The 14,168-nt window shown below is 74.6% G+C and carries 9 protein-coding genes; 1 reads left to right on the plus strand and 8 read right to left on the minus strand.

What is annotated here, in order from left to right; translation table 11 throughout:
* Nucleotides 1-4: 4 nt before the first annotated feature.
* The 5 genes from BM048_RS05865 to BM048_RS05890 all read right to left on the minus strand — a co-directional run bounded on the left by BM048_RS05865 (nt 5) and on the right by BM048_RS05890 (nt 6,236).
* Nucleotides 5-1,153, minus strand: a complete 1,149-nt coding sequence (locus BM048_RS05865) for an acyltransferase family protein (protein WP_090031477.1) — start codon at nt 1,151-1,153, stop codon at nt 5-7.
* A gap of 481 nt (nt 1,154-1,634) precedes the next feature.
* The gene (locus BM048_RS05875; protein ID WP_090031480.1) at nt 1,635-2,651 is read right to left on the minus strand and encodes a hypothetical protein; all 1,017 of its coding nucleotides are present in this window, start codon (nt 2,649-2,651) and stop codon (nt 1,635-1,637) included.
* Between the two features lie 472 nt (nt 2,652-3,123).
* Nucleotides 3,124-4,014, minus strand: coding sequence for a glycosyltransferase family 2 protein (locus BM048_RS05880; protein ID WP_090031482.1), 891 nt, complete (start codon nt 4,012-4,014; stop codon nt 3,124-3,126).
* Nucleotides 4,007-4,948, minus strand: a complete 942-nt coding sequence (locus BM048_RS05885) for an NAD-dependent epimerase/dehydratase family protein (protein WP_090031678.1) — start codon at nt 4,946-4,948, stop codon at nt 4,007-4,009. Before BM048_RS05885 ends, BM048_RS05880 begins: the two co-directional genes overlap by 8 nt.
* Before the next feature lie 91 nt (nt 4,949-5,039).
* Nucleotides 5,040-6,236 carry a glycosyltransferase family 4 protein gene (locus BM048_RS05890; RefSeq protein WP_090031483.1) on the minus strand — a complete coding sequence of 399 codons (1,197 nt, stop codon included), beginning with the start codon at nt 6,234-6,236 and terminating at the stop codon, nt 5,040-5,042.
* A 347-nt stretch (nt 6,237-6,583) separates the two neighbouring features.
* On the opposite strand from BM048_RS05890, the gene BM048_RS05895 reads away from it, so the two are divergent.
* Nucleotides 6,584-7,027, plus strand: a complete 444-nt coding sequence (locus BM048_RS05895; protein WP_090031485.1) for an FAD synthase family protein — start codon at nt 6,584-6,586, stop codon at nt 7,025-7,027.
* Between the two features lie 6 nt (nt 7,028-7,033).
* Here the strand turns inward: BM048_RS05895 and BM048_RS05900 are convergent, their stop codons facing one another.
* The 3 genes from BM048_RS05900 to BM048_RS05910 all read right to left on the minus strand — a co-directional run bounded on the left by BM048_RS05900 (nt 7,034) and on the right by BM048_RS05910 (nt 14,167).
* Nucleotides 7,034-7,879: a CDP-alcohol phosphatidyltransferase family protein gene (locus tag BM048_RS05900; protein ID WP_090031486.1), complete on the minus strand. Its 846-nt coding sequence runs from the start codon at nt 7,877-7,879 to the stop codon at nt 7,034-7,036.
* Between the two features lies 1 nt (nt 7,880).
* Nucleotides 7,881-9,023, minus strand: coding sequence for a glycosyltransferase family 4 protein (locus BM048_RS17725; protein WP_139224323.1), 1,143 nt, complete (start codon nt 9,021-9,023; stop codon nt 7,881-7,883).
* Nucleotides 9,024-9,244: 221 nt separating this feature from the next.
* On the minus strand, nt 9,245-14,167 hold the full coding sequence (locus BM048_RS05910; protein WP_090031489.1) for a PKD domain-containing protein: 4,923 nt from the start codon (nt 14,165-14,167) through the stop codon (nt 9,245-9,247).
* Nucleotide 14,168 lies beyond the last annotated feature (1 nt).

The following is a 14,168-nucleotide window of genomic DNA, read 5'->3' on the forward strand; positions in this document are numbered from 1 at the left end:
CGGCTCAGGCGGCGGGGACGACCGCCGGCTGCGGCGGCGTGCCGGCCACGCGGGCCCGCAGGCCGGCCGGCACGGCGAACAGGACGCGCGCCGGCGTCCGCTCGGCGAGGTGCTGCAGCCCGATCGCGGTGGCGACGAGCACGGCCGTCACCGCGAGCGGGTAGAGCGCGCCGCCCAGCGGCGTGCGGACGACCGCCGCGAACGCGCCGGACAGCGGGCCGAGCTGCAGCACGAGCAGCAGCGCGATGAGCAGCGGGTGCAGCACGTAGACGCCCAGCGTCCGCCGCCCCAGCCACTGCCCGAGGTCCCGCACGGGGGCCCAGCGGCACGCCCACGCGACGGCGGTCAGGGAGAACACGAGGAACACCACGCCGCGCAGGTCGTACAGCGCGGCGCCCCACGCGGCCGGCACGAAGCGCCCCACCTCCATGAGACCGAGCGAGAGCACGCCGCCGATCACGACGACGGGCAGCGTCGAGCGCTCCGCCAGCCGGCGCAGGTGCGGCGCGGCGTGCACGCCGAGGGCGAAGAAGAGGAACAGGCTCGGGACCTTGAGGCCCAGGGGCTCCCCCAGCCGGCCGTCGAGCCGGTCGAGGACCTGGGACCCGGTGGAGAGCACGACGAGCGCGGTGAGCACGACCGGGGCCGGCACGCGCTGGAGGGCCGGGAGCACGAGGACGTAGACCGCGAGCGCCAGGACGTACCAGAGGGGCGTCGTCGGCACGACGAGCTCGGCCGGCAGGTCGGCCAGGTCGAGGCGGTGCGGCAGCGTCGGCTCGCGGACGAGCAGGTAGAACAGCACGTAGACGGCCACCCACACCAGGTAGAGGTAGTACGAGCCCGCCGCGCGCGTCACCGTGCCGGCCCGGGAGGCGCCCGCCCGCACCGCGCGCGACAGGACGAGACCGGACACGGCCAGCAGGACCGGCATGCGCAGGTTGCCCAGGACCATGTTGACGTCGTCCCACACGCCGGCCGGCAGGCCCGCGACGGGCAGCCGACGGGCGCTCCAGGCGATCACGTGGAAGAGCACCACGGCCACCACGCACCAGCCGCGGGCGGCGTCGACCCAGGCGAGCCGCGGACGCGGTGCCGTCGGGCCGGCGGCGGGGTCCGCGGGTGCGGTGACGGGAGCTGTCGGGTCGGCCTGCATGGACGCCTCCGGGGCGGGCGCGCGTCGACCCCGGTGGGCTGCGGTGGTCGGACGGGCGCCGCACGGCGGTCACCCGCCGCCAGTCTGTCCTGGGAGCGCGCTGGACGGGACCTGGGGGCGACGTGTCGCTGCTCACCCGCGGGCTCGTCGCCGCGACGGGCGGGGCGGCGCGGGGTCAGACCGGCGGGCGCCCCGCGACGGCGCGGCGGAGCGCGGGCGGCATCGCGAAGAGCACCCGCGGCGACGCGCCCGGGCAACCGTCCCGACACGACGTGCGCGGCGAGGCGGCCAGCACCGTGACAGCGACGGCGGGCCATGTGACGCGGCCGGCCGCGCGCCGCAGCAGTGGTGCGCCGTACACGCCCCCGGGGTGCCGACCACCAGGTGGTAGGGGTGCGCGGGAACGCTGCCGCTGCGGGACGAGGTCGCGGGCCCGAGGTGACAGGTGTTCACCTCCGCGCCCGCACGCGTCGGGCGGCGGTCAGGAGGTCAGGCCCGGCAGCGTCGCGACGCGACGGGTGCCACCGCCCGAGACCGTGGTCGGCGTGTTGTTCGTGACGACCCGCACCTGCTTGATGATCTTCTTGAAGTCGTTGTGGATGTTCGACGCCTGCGTCGGGTCGCACGCCGCCTCGCAGTAGAGCGCGACCGTGCTCGACCGGATGAGCACGTGCGCGCCGTAGTTCTGCAGCGCCTTGGCCAGCGCCAGCCCGTCCGCGGTCAGGCCGAGCTTGGTGACGTCGACCGACGGCGGGATCGCGACCATCGTCCCCATGGGGACGCTGCCGGAGTAGGTCGTCGCCGCGCTGGAGTCCTGGGTCCGCGCCGGCCACACCTGCCCGTACTTGAGCATGCTGTCGGGGATCCCGAGCGCGAGCGTGTGCCGGATCGACCGGGCACGCAGCTCGTCGGCGCGGATGAGCCCGGCGAAGATGGACACGCCCGAGGCGCGCGCGCCGTCCGCCATGCCGTTGACGCGCAGGTCGGTCTTGACGACCCGCGTGGTGGTCCACGTGTTCGTGGCCACCTTCGTCATCTTGTAGAACTCCCAGCCGGTGTAGCCGTTCACGTCCACGACCGCCACGTGCTTGTCGGTGCCGTAGGTCGGGGCCGTGCCGCTGGGCATCTTGAGCCAGTACACGGCACCGGTCTTGGTGTTGGTGACCTTCTGCGTCGGGTCGGTGCTCTTGGCCCGGAAGACGGCGATGGACCAGCGGGAGGAGTTGACGACGGGCACGCCGGACAGGATCTGCGCGGTGCGCGTCGAGGTGGAGGACTCGAACTTCGCCCCCGACCCCATCGAGGTGTTCCACACGGCGCTGGACGCGAACGGGTGCATCCCGGGGTTGCGCAGCGCGGTCGTCGAGGCCGGCAGGGCGGCCGTGGTCGCGGCGGCCGGGGCGGCGGCCTGCACGGCGGCCGCTCCGCCGGTCCCGACGAGCGTGACGACGAGGGCGGCGACGGCGACGCCGCGGGCGACGAGGGGACGACGGGGCACGGTGACCTCCTTGGCCCTCCCGCCGGAGAGGACAGGACGGGGGGCACGACGACGGACGGACCCGGCCGGCGCACCGGACGGGGGCCCAGGGGGGCGGGCGCGAGAGACCCTAGGGCGCTCCTGGTAGGGGCTGGGGTGACCGTCGTCACAGGAGCGGCGCGTCCAGCAGATGGACGGACCGGGTGAAGTTCTCCGCCAGCAGTGGTGCCCCTCTCGTTCCCCTGCTAGGGCCCGCAGCGGCAGAAGGCGTATCAGCGCAGGTGGCGGGCCCTGCCACAGCACGACGGACGGTCCGTGCGACCGCGCCGCGACGTCGCGGTGACGCCGGTCGTCACCTCGCCGTCGCCTCGTCGTGACCACCTCGTGATGTGGTCCACATCACGGACCGAGCGTTCGGCGGTTCCCACATCGTGGATGGCGCTCTGCCCGGGGAGGGCGCACGACCGCCGCGCGACCGGTCGCGCCGGCTCCCCTAGCGCGTGCCGTCGTCCTCCGCGCGGCGACGCTCCGCTCGTCGGGAGCGCACCTCGGCCTCGACGAGAGCCGTCCCGCGCAGGGCGGCGAGCCGGGCCGTCTCGAGCAGGCGGACCGACCGGGTCGGCGCGCTCACCCGACGGATCGAGGCGATCTGAGCCGCGAGGTGGCGACGGTCGGCGCCGGACAGGAGGGCCCGGTGCTTGTCGCGGTAGCGCCGGACCGCGGCGGCACGGCGCTCGGTCTTGTCCGTGAGCTGCCCGTCGCCGTGCACCCGGTTCGTGACCAGCACCTCGGGGACGACCGCGTACGTCAACCCGCCCAGCAGGGCGCGGACCAGCAGGTCCTTGTCGTTCGAGACCGGCAGGGCCGGGTCGAACCCGCCGATGCCGTCGAAGGCGGCGCGACGGATGACGAAGTTGGACCCGACAAAACCGGGGTTGCGGGCGACGACGTCGGCGGCCCGCAGCCCGGGCACCATCCGAGCCATCTCGAAACCGGGGCGGTCGGCCGCCGTCCAGGCGACGACCACGTCCGTGCCCTCCTGCTCGAGCAGGCCGACCACCCGCTCGAGGTACTCGGGCGACCAGACGTCGTCGTCGTCGAGGAACGCCAGGACCTGGTCGGGACCGGCCGGCACGGCAGCAGCCCCGGCGTTGCGCGACGCGCCGGCCGTGCCGGCGCCCGCGCCGGAGGCGTCGACCCAGACCACCGGCACCGACCAGCGCCCCTCCCAGGAGGCCACCAGGGCGCGGCACCGGTCCGCACCGGTGTCGTCACTGACCACGATCCGGTCCGGCGGCCGCGTCTGGGTCGCGGCGCTGGTCACCGCGTCGACGAGCATCTCGTCGCGGTCGTGCGTCGGGATGACGCACGCGACCTCAGGCACGGCGCGCCTCGACCCACTCCCACTGTCGACGCAGGCCCTCCTCGATCCCGACCTGCGGGACCCAGCCGAGCAGCTCCCTCGCGCGCGTCGCGTCGCCGCCCGTCCGGAAGACGTCCCCGTCGGACTTCGGGAACCGGTCGATGGCGAGCGGCCGGCCCGAGACCTCGCGGATGATGTCGAAGACGGCGAGGACCGACACGTTCGTCCCGCCCGCGATGTTGAGGACCGTGCCGGCCGGCACGTCCTGCGTCGCGGCGAGCACGTTCGCGCTGACGACGTCCTCGACGAACGTGAAGTCCCGGATCTGCTCGCCGGTGCCGTACAGGCGCAGGGAGCCCCCGGTGCGCGCCGCCGTCAGGAAGCGCGTGAACGCCATGTCGGGCCGCTGCCGGGGTCCGTAGACCGTGAAGTAGCGCAGCGAGACCGTCGGGACACCGAAGTTCACCGCGTAGAGCGAGCACAGGTGCTCTCCGGCCAGCTTCGTCACGCCGTACGGGCTGACCGGTGCGGGCCGGTCCGTCTCGACGGTCGGGTACCGCTGCGCGTCCCCGTACACCGAGGACGACGAGGCGTACACGAGCCGTCGCAGCCGCGGAGCCGATCGCGCCGCCTCGAGGAGCTGCTGCGTCGCCTCGATGTTGTGCTCCGTGTACACGGAGAACTCCTGCCCCCAGGACGCGCGCACGCCCGGCTGGCCGGCCTGGTGGAACACGACGTCGACGTCCGCGAGCAGCTCCTCGAGGTCGAGGTCCTGCAACCGGGCCTTGTGCAGCGTGAAGTCGCCCGTGAGCCCGTCGAGGTTCTCGAGCTTGAGCGCGGGGTCGTAGTACGGCGTCAGGGCGTCCACGCCCACGACCGACCAGCCGTCGGCGAGCAGCCTGCCGGACAGCGTGCTGCCGACGAACCCGGCCGCACCGGTGACGAGCGCCTTCATGACGACCTCCTGCTCGTGGGCACGACCGCCCGGGGTGTCGCGGGGGCTTCGGGGGGCGTCGCCGTCGGCGCGCCGTCGCGGGTCGCCGGGCTCACGCGGCACCGCCGAGGACGGCGGAGACGACGGCGGGTGCGCCGTAGTGGTCGACGGAGGCACGGACGTCCGCGCGCTCGAGCCCCCGGGACTTGGCGAGGGCGACGGCGAGCCCGCTCGCCGAGCGGTCGGTGATCGTGAACCCGTTGCGCCCGTCGACGACGAGCTGCCCCGTGTCGGCGCCGAGCGTCACGACGGCGGGCAGCCCGGAGGCCATCGCCTCGAGCAGGACGCGCGGGAACCCCTCGTACCCCGGGTGCGACGTCATGAGGAAGACGCCGGAGCCGGCCATGGTGTCGGCGACCTCCTGCGGCGTCAGCCGGCCGCGCAGCCGGACGCGCTCCCGGGTGCCGACGGGCAGGGCCGCCACCGCCGCCTCGACCTGCGGCAGCAGGGACCCGGAGCCGACGAGGTCCAGCGTCCACGGCGCGGTCGGCTCGGCAGCGACCAGCTCGGCCAGCGCCGACACCGCGAGCAACGGGTCCTTCGGCTCCTCGACCCGGCCGACCCACACCACGCGGTACGGGTGCTCGGGGGCGGGCTCGAAACGCACCACCTGCGGGTCGTACCAGGTCGGCGAGAACCGGGCCGCCGGGTTGATGCGGGCCGCCGTCGCCGCGAAGTCCGGGTTGAAGACGGTGGTGCTGGCCGCCGTGCGGATGAGCCAGTGCTCGATGCGGGCGTGCAGCCCTGCCGCGCCGCGCCAGAAGGAGTCCGACGTCGAGCCGGTCAGCCCGTGCTCCTGCGTGTGCACGAAGTAGGCGAGCGGGCGGCGGAAGAGCAGGTGCACGGCGGCGGCGACGTCGACGCGGTGCGCCTGCACGAGCCCGGAGGCCGGGAGCGCCGGGAGGTGCCGGACGAGCCCGGCGACGAGCCGCAGCGCGTGCGGGACGCGGCGGACCTGGTCCGCCGGGTCGAACCGCGCCACGGGCAGGAACCACACCGTGTTGTCGCCCGCGCGGTGTCGCTCCCACCGGCCCAGTCGCCGGCCCGGGACCTGCCCGCCCGCGTCCACGCCGACCACGGCGAAGGTGGTCGGGCGCGGCGCGTACCGCAGCAGGCCGCGGATGCACGTGTCGATGCCGCCCGGGACCGGGCGGGCGAGGTCGGTCTGGTGCACGATGAGCCGGTCCACGCGTCGCGGGCGGCGCTCACCCGACCCGTCAGGTCCCGCGGTCCGGGTGGTGGGGGTCACGTGGGTCTCCTCGGCGGGGCGGGGGCTGACGGGCGGACCGCGGTCCGGGCGCGGTGCACGCGGCCGGCAGCGGTGCGACGACCCGGTCGCGGAATGCGGTGAGACTAGTCCTGCGCCCCGCACCGCCGGGGGGCCTCTGGGTGTTTTCACCCGGGTGGACGCAGGGGGATGCCGAGCAGGACCCGCAGGGGTGAGCCGTGGCCGACGTCACCCGCCGGACGGACGATTCCACCCGCCACGGGCCCTCCGTCGCCGGCGCCCCCGCGGGTAGCGTCCGACCCCGAACCTGCTCACCTGGTCCCCGCCCGTCCCGTCGCGGCTCGGACCGCACCGCCTGGAGGAACGACGTGAAGGTCGGCTACGCGCCCGGCGCCTGGGACCTGTTCCACATCGGGCACCTCAACATCCTCCGGCACGCCCGCGCCCACTGCGACTACCTCGTGGCCGGCGTCGTCGACGACGAGCAGCTCGAGCTGGCGAAGGGCCGTCGCCCGGTCATCCCGACCGCGGAGCGCGCCGAGATCGTGCGGCACATCTCCTACGTCGACGAGGTCTTCATCGAGGACCAGCCCGACAAGCTCGTGACGTGGCAGCGCCGGCCCTTCGACGTGTTCCTCAAGGGCGACGACTGGCGCGGGACGCCGAAGGGCCTCGAGCTCGAGCGTCGCTTCGCCGAGGTCGGCGTCGAGGTCGTGTACTTCCCCTACACGGTGAGCACGTCCAGCACGGTCCTGCGCAGCGCCCTCGCGGCGCTCGACGCGCCGACGGGGCCGGTCGCCCGGGCGGACTGAGCAGGCTCAGGCCTCGCCCGCGGCGCCCGTCCGGCGGATCTCCCGGTACCACTTGGGCAGCGCCAGGGCGAGGAACCCCGCGCAGGCCACCAGCAGGAGCCCGTACAGCGCCAGGAACGCGCTCGTCCACGCCAGCGCGACGAAGACGAGGCACAGCAGGCCGTAGTCCGTCGGCGAGACCGCCAGGGAGTACAGCAGGCTGGAGCTGCCGTCCTTCGCCATGAACTGGCCCGACCGCCCGCGCGCCGCACGCCGCAGCTGGTCCGTCAGCGTCATCGCGAAGAAGGACACGACGGCGACCACGGACCAGACGAGCGGCACGAGCAGCCACGCGTCGTCGAGGTCCGTGAACCGGTGCAGCGAGACGGCCACGGCCAGGTGCATCGTGGCGGTCTTCACCACGTCGACCACGTGGTCGAGCCACTCCCCCGCGGGCGACCCCGTCCCCGTCAGCCGGGCGAGCTGCCCGTCCGCGGAGTCCAGCGCGTACCCCACGACGAGGCCCAGCGCGACGAGCACGCCGACCACGGGCGTCGGGCGGACGAGGGCCACGGCGGCGATCGCGGCGAACGAGCACAGCGCGGACAGCCCCGTCACCGCGTTCGGGGTGAGCCCGACGACGTGCGCGGCCGCCGCGAGGCGCCGGCCCAGCCACCGGTTGACGTACCGGGAGTACGCCGGCGCACCCTTCGACGTCTTCTGCAGGCCGGCGAGCGTGCGCACGCCGTCGCGGTAGCGGGCGGCCCGCGTACCCGTGGGCGCTGCGGTGCGCGCGTCGGTGGGCGGCGCGGTCGGCGAGGTCGGCACAGGGTCCCCCGGTCGGTCGTGGGTGCTGGTCGGCGTGGACGTCACATCATCCTCCGGTCGTCGCCCCGGTCGGGGTCCCGACGTCGAGGGCGTCGGCGAGGCGCTCCCGGAACGCGTCACGGGTGAAGAGAAAGCGGAAGCGACGGGCGGCTGCCGTTCCCTGCTCCCGGGCGCGCGACCGGTCCAGCGCACGCAGTGCGTCGGTCCACGCGTCGACGTCCCCGGTCGGCACGAGCGAGCCCGTCACGCCGTCCTCGACGATGTCGGGCAGCCCTCCGCTGTCGGCGGCCAGGACCGCGCGGCCGAGGGCGGCCGCCTCGATGGCGATGGTGGGCAGCGGGTCCGGCCGCGTGCTCGGGACCGCGACCACGTCGGCCGCCAGGACCCAGGCGGGCACCTCCGTGCTCTCGCCGACCACGTGGACCCGGCCGGGGTCGGGCAGCGCGCTCGCGAGCGCCGCGACGTCGACGCGCTGCCCCGAGGGCGGGGGCGCTCCGAGGACGACCAGGTGGGCGTCCTCGCGGCCGGCGCGCCCCCAGGCCTCGAGCAGCAGCTCGTGCCCCTTCCACGCGTTCCACCGGCTGGCGACGAGCACGACGAGGTCGTCGGGCCGCGCGCCCACGCGGTCCCGGAGCGCGGCCGCGCGCCGGTCGTCCGCGCGCGGCACGTCGAAGCCGTTGTGCACGACCGTCACCCGCGTCCCGGGCAGGGGCAGCCCCGACGCCACCGCATCGCTCACGGCGACCACCGTGTGGCACAGCCGGAGCAGGGGTCCGAGCAGCACCCGCTCCTGGCGGGACCAGGTCTCGTGCACGTGCACGACGACGTGGGCGCGCAGCAGCCGCGCCAGCGGGGCCACGAGGAGGGCTGCCGAGGTGCTCAGGTAGACGACGTCGGGACGCTCCCGACGCAGCTCGACGAAGCCACGGGCCGTGCGCACCAGGAGCGCGGGCAGCGCCCGCGGGTGCAGGTAGTCCCGGCGCAGCACGGGCACGTCGGTCGTACGGACGGGCACGCCCCTCCGGCGCAGCTCGTTCGTCAGCCGCTGCTCCGGGTAGGTCACGTCCCGGGGCAGCAGGACCCGCACCTCGGCCCCGCGGGACGGACCGCCGCCCGCCTCCTCCAGCACCGAGACGGCCTCGACGAGCACGCGGTCCGCGCCGTAGAGCTCGTCGGAGGGGTGGACCACCACGATCCGCGTGGCCGATCCCGTTGACGTCGCGCCCGTCGCCGCGGACCCCGGGCGTCGCCCCGCTTCTCGGTCCGTCCGTCGCCCTGCTCGCACCGCGCTCCCATCTCCGCGCCGGGGACGGTCCCCGTGCGCCGCGGCCCGCCCCGGGCTCCCCGGGACGGGCCGCGTCCTCGCCGCCTCGCTCGTGCACGGGCACCCGGTGTCCGGGCGCCGCCGCCTCACTCCGTGCGGTCGGTCACCCGGACGTCGTCGAGCGCGACCACGACCGGCCCGTTCGTCGTCGAGGAGGACAGCTGCGCGTAGAAGCCGATGTGGCCGCTGGTCTGCAGCGTGGCCTGGTTGTCGGTGGCCGTCAGCGTCCACCCCGTCGGCTGCGTCTGGCCGTCGAGCCAGATGCGCGCCTGCAGCGTGGTCGGGCTGGTGCCCGTGACCGCCATCGTCGCCCAGAGCTTCTGACCCGCCGCGAGGGTGCCCGGGACCGTGGCGGTGCTGCTCACCGCGGTCTCGACGCCGCTCACCGACCGCACGAGGAACGCGGTCACGGTGCCGCCGCTGCTGACGTTCAGCTTGAGCCGGTAGGCGTCGTCGTTGGCTGCGATGCGGCCGCGCACCAGGAAGTAGCTCCCGGACCCGTTCGCCCGCTTGTCGACCGTGAACGACGCGGTGGTCACGAGGTCGGTCCCGGCGGCACCGGGCAGACGGGCCCCCGCGGCCGAGCTCTTCGTCGCGAGCGACAGCCGACCCGCGCCGCCGGCGACGCTGGTCACGTTGGCGGTCGTCACCCAGGCGCCACCGGTCTCGGCCGTGCCGAAGCCGCTGGCGACGCTCCGCTCGAACGCGTCGGCCCCGAGCACGGCCACCGTGGGCACCGCCGTGACCGCGACCGACCGGGTGGCGGAGGCGGTCATGCCGTCGTCGTCCGTGACGGTCAGCGTCACGTCGTACGTGCCGGCGGAGGCGTACGTGTGCGTCGCCGTCGCGCCGGTCCCCGTGCTGCCGTCACCCCAGGACCAGGCGTACGAGGCGATGCTCCCGTCCGGGTCCGACGACCCCGTGCCGTCGGCCGTCACGGCCAGGCGGTCCGTCGTCGTCGTGAGGACCGCCTCCGGCGGCGCGAGCGCCACGGTGACCTGGCGCGTGGTCGTCGAGGTGAGCCCCCAGTCGTCCGTGACCGTGAGGGTCACGGGGTAGGTGCCGGCGCTGCGGTAGGTGTGCGACGCGGTGGTACCCGTGCTCGTCGCCCCGTCGCCCCACGTCCACGCCCAGCTCCGGACCGTGCCGTCGCTGTCCGTCGACGAGCTGCCGTCGACGCTCGCGGTGAGCTTCGCGGTGCTCGCCGTGAACGCGGCGACCGGCGCCACCGCCGCGACCGCGGCGGTGTTGGTCACCTGCACGTCGTCGAGCGCGACCACGACCGGACCGTTCGTCGTGGAGGAGGACAGGGCGGCGTACACGCCCGCGTGCCCGGACCCCTGCAGCGACGGCGTCGAGTCGGTCGCCTGCACCGTCCACCCCGTCGGCTCGGCCTGCGCGGCCAGCCAGACCTTGCCCTGCACGGAGCTGGGGCCGGACCCGGTGACCGACAGGGTCGCCCGCAGCCCCGCTCCCGCGCCCAGGGTGCCGGGGACCGTGACGGCGGAGCCGAGGGCGGTCTCGGTGCTGCCGACCCCCTTGGCGAGCTGGGCGGTGACGGTGCCGGCGCTGCCGACCGTGATCTTCAGCCGGTAGGCGTCGCCGTTGTCCGCTATGCGTCCGCGCACCATGAGGTAGGTGCCCGAGCCGTTCGCACGCTTGTCGAGGGCGAACGTCGCGCTCGTCACCAGGTCGGTGCCCGAGGCACCGGGGAGCCGGCCGCTGGCGGCGGAGCTCTTCGTCGCCAGCGCCAGCCGTCCGGCGCCACCGGAGACCGAGGCCACGCCCGAGGTCGTCGTCCAGGCACCGCCCGTGTCCGCGGTGCCGAGGCCGCTCGTCACGGTCCGTCCGAACGTGTCCGCCCCCACGACCGTGGTCACCGGCGCACCGATCTCGACCTGCGCCGTCCGCGTGCCGGTGACGCCGTCGTCGTCCGTGACGGTGAGCGTCACGTCGTAGGTGCCCGGCTTCGCGAAGGTGTGCGAGATGGTGCGGCCCGTCCCGGTCGCGCCGTCGCCGAACGTCCACGCGTGGTCACGGACGGTGCCGTCCGCGTCGGTGGACCCGGAGCCGTCGAGGGCGACCGTCAGGCCCGACACCGAGGACGTGAAGGACGCCACGGGTGCGGCGAGCCCGACCGTCACGCCGGCGGAGGTCGTCGCGGTCTGGCCGTCGGAGTCCGTGGCGGTCAGCACGACGGTGTAGGTGCCCGGCGCGGCGTAGGTGTGCGTGGCGGTGGCCCCCTCACCGGTCGCGCCGTCGCCCCAGGCCCAGCGCCAGCCCGTGACGGTGCCGTCCGTGTCGGTGGAGCCCGAGCCGTCGGCCGTCACCGTGAGCTTGTTCGTCGTGGTCGTCATGACCGCCGTCGGTGCGACCAGGGCGACCGTCACGTCCTGCTGCGACGTGCCGACGGCGCCGCCGTCGTCCGTCACCGTGAGCGTGACCCCGTACGTCCCGGGCTCCGCGTACGTGTGCGTCGCGGTCGCGCCGCTGCTCGTCGTGCCGTCGCCCCAGCTCCACGTCCAGTCCGCGACCGAGCCGTCCCGGTCCGTCGAGGCCGTGCCGTCCGTGCTCACCGTGAGCTTGGACGTCGAGGCGGTGAAGGACGCGGTCGGCGGCAGGACCGGGGCCTTGCCCGTGGTGCCGAACGACTGGTGCCGGGCCACCTCGAGGGCGGTCAGCTGCTTGTTGTACGTCGCGACCTCGTCGATGGCGCCCGCGAAGTACGCGGAGCTCGGCAGCGGGGCCCACGGCGCGGCGAGCGTGTCGCCGCCGATCCGCCAGTAGCCCACGAAGCCGCCCGTCGGGACCTGCGCCGTCACGGTGCCGGTGTCGGACCCGACGAGGACGCCGTCGACGTACAGGTGCTGGCCGTCCTGGCCGAGCGTGCCGACGACGTGGTGCCAGCGGTCGTCGTTGAGGGCGCCCGGGGAGGTGAGCACCTTGGTCTCCTGCGGGAAGACGCCCCACGAGACGCGGCCGTCGTCGCCCATCCAGATCATCCGGTCGTAGGACGTGCTGGGCGTCGACGCGTTGCGGCCGAACCCGACGATCTTGCCGCCGGAGGTGGTGCTCGTCCGGAACCACGCCTCGACCGAGACGGTGTCCGTGGCCGTCTCCGCCTGCGTGGAGCGGGCGATGGAGGACGAGGTGCCGGCGAACCGCAGCGCCCCGTCGGTACTGCCCACGACGGCACCGTCGGTCGACGTCGCACCGCTCTGCGTGGCCGGGTTGTAGTTGCCGGTCCAGCTGTTCTGGGTCGCACCCGCGTCACCCAGGCGCCAGTAGCTGGACGGGTTGTCCCCGAGCACCTCGGCGCTGTAGGGGCTGAGCGCGGCCGTCTGCGAGGACACCGTCGTCGCGTTGACCACCCCGGAGGTGAAGGTGCTGCCGCCGGAGTCGACGACCTGGACCTTGTACCCGTACGTGCGCCCGTCCGCCAGGCCGGTGTCGACGTAGGAGACGCGGCCGCGGTCCCAGTAGAACGCGGAGTGCTCGACGGTGCCGACCACCACGTTGTCGCGGATGACCCGGTAGGTCAGCGTCTTGTCGTCCTGGTCCCAGGCCGCGGGCCACGACAGCGACACCGAGCCGCGGGCACGGGAGACGACCGACGGGGTGATGCCGGACAGCTGCGGGCCGCGCGCGTTCGGGGCGATGGTCTTGCGTGCGAAGCGCACGAGGCCGGCCTGCCCGGTGCCGTTGACCGACGGGAACTCGCCGCCGTAGACCACGTAGTCCGCGTTGCCGGTGACGCTCCAGCCGGCCTGGCTCTGGCCGGACCAGGTGCCCGAGGTGAACGTCGGGAACCAGTTGCGGATGGCGGGCGCGGGCGTGCCGCCCCAGTCCGGGTCGGCCGTCGAGGTCTTCTTCGTCAGGAAGGCGGCGTCCTGCGAGAACGACAGGCCGTACTTCCAGGAGCGCTGCGAGGTCTCGTAGAAGGCGTTCGCGTTCGCGCAGTTGTGCGGGTGCCCGGCGAGGTAGACGTTCCCGTCCGGCGAGGCGAACGACGAGTACGTGTCGCCCTTGCAGTCCTCGACCCACACGAGCTCGCCGGTGGTCACGTCCGCGGCGAACAGGCCCTCGAGGTTGGCCACGCTGCCGTCGTTGGCACTGAGGAACCCGAAGCCGGAGCCGATGATGTAGCGGCCCGTCACCGTGAGGCTGTAGATGGCCGCCGAGTAGCCGTAGTTGACGACGCGCTTGTTGGCGGGGAACGGCAGGACCTTGCCGGTCGTGGCGTCGACCCAGCCGACACCCGGGTTGGCCACCTCGTTGAGCTTGGAGAACCGGCCCGCGATGACGAGCTTCGTGCCGTCCGGCGTGAGGCGGACCGACTCGACCTGCGCCGACTGCGCGGAGACGTAGAAGGAGGTGAGCCTGCCGTCGCTCGCGTTCGTCGCGGCCACGCGGGGCCGGCTGGTCCCGCCGACGGAGGTGAAGTTCCCGCCGAAGTACACGGTGCTCGCCGTCGTCGTGATGCTGCGCACCGGCGCGTTGGGCGCCGGCGCCCACGTGTTCACGAGGGCGCCCGTCGTCGCGTTGAACGCAGCCAGCCGCGTCCTGTTCGTCGTGCCCGCCTGCGTGAAGTCGCCGCCGACGTAGATGGTGCGCCCGTCGGGCGACGCGGCGATGGCCCGGCCCACGGCGTTGATGGAGGGCGCCCAGCCCGGGACGAGCTCACCGGTCCGGATGTCGTACGCCAGGAGCCGCGTGCGCGGCACCTCGTTCGTGCCCGCCGGCGACCCGGCCGGGCGCGCGCTCGTGAAGTCGCCCGTCACGTAGACGGTGTTCCCGACGACGACCTGCGCCCAGACGATCCCGTTCGTCTGCACGGTGGGCAGCGCGTCGGCGCTGACCGTGTCGCCCGCCGAGGCGGGGACGGCCGTGGGGACCGCGGCACGCGCGGCCGGGACGTCGAGCGCCACGAGACCGACGGCCGCGAGGACGAGGGCGAGGAGAGCCGCTCCGAGCCGGGCCGGCGCGCTGCCGACGAGGGAGGAGGACATG

The sequence above is a fragment of the Cellulomonas marina genome, assembly GCF_900111925.1.
Classification (GTDB): domain Bacteria; phylum Actinomycetota; class Actinomycetes; order Actinomycetales; family Cellulomonadaceae; genus Cellulomonas; species Cellulomonas marina.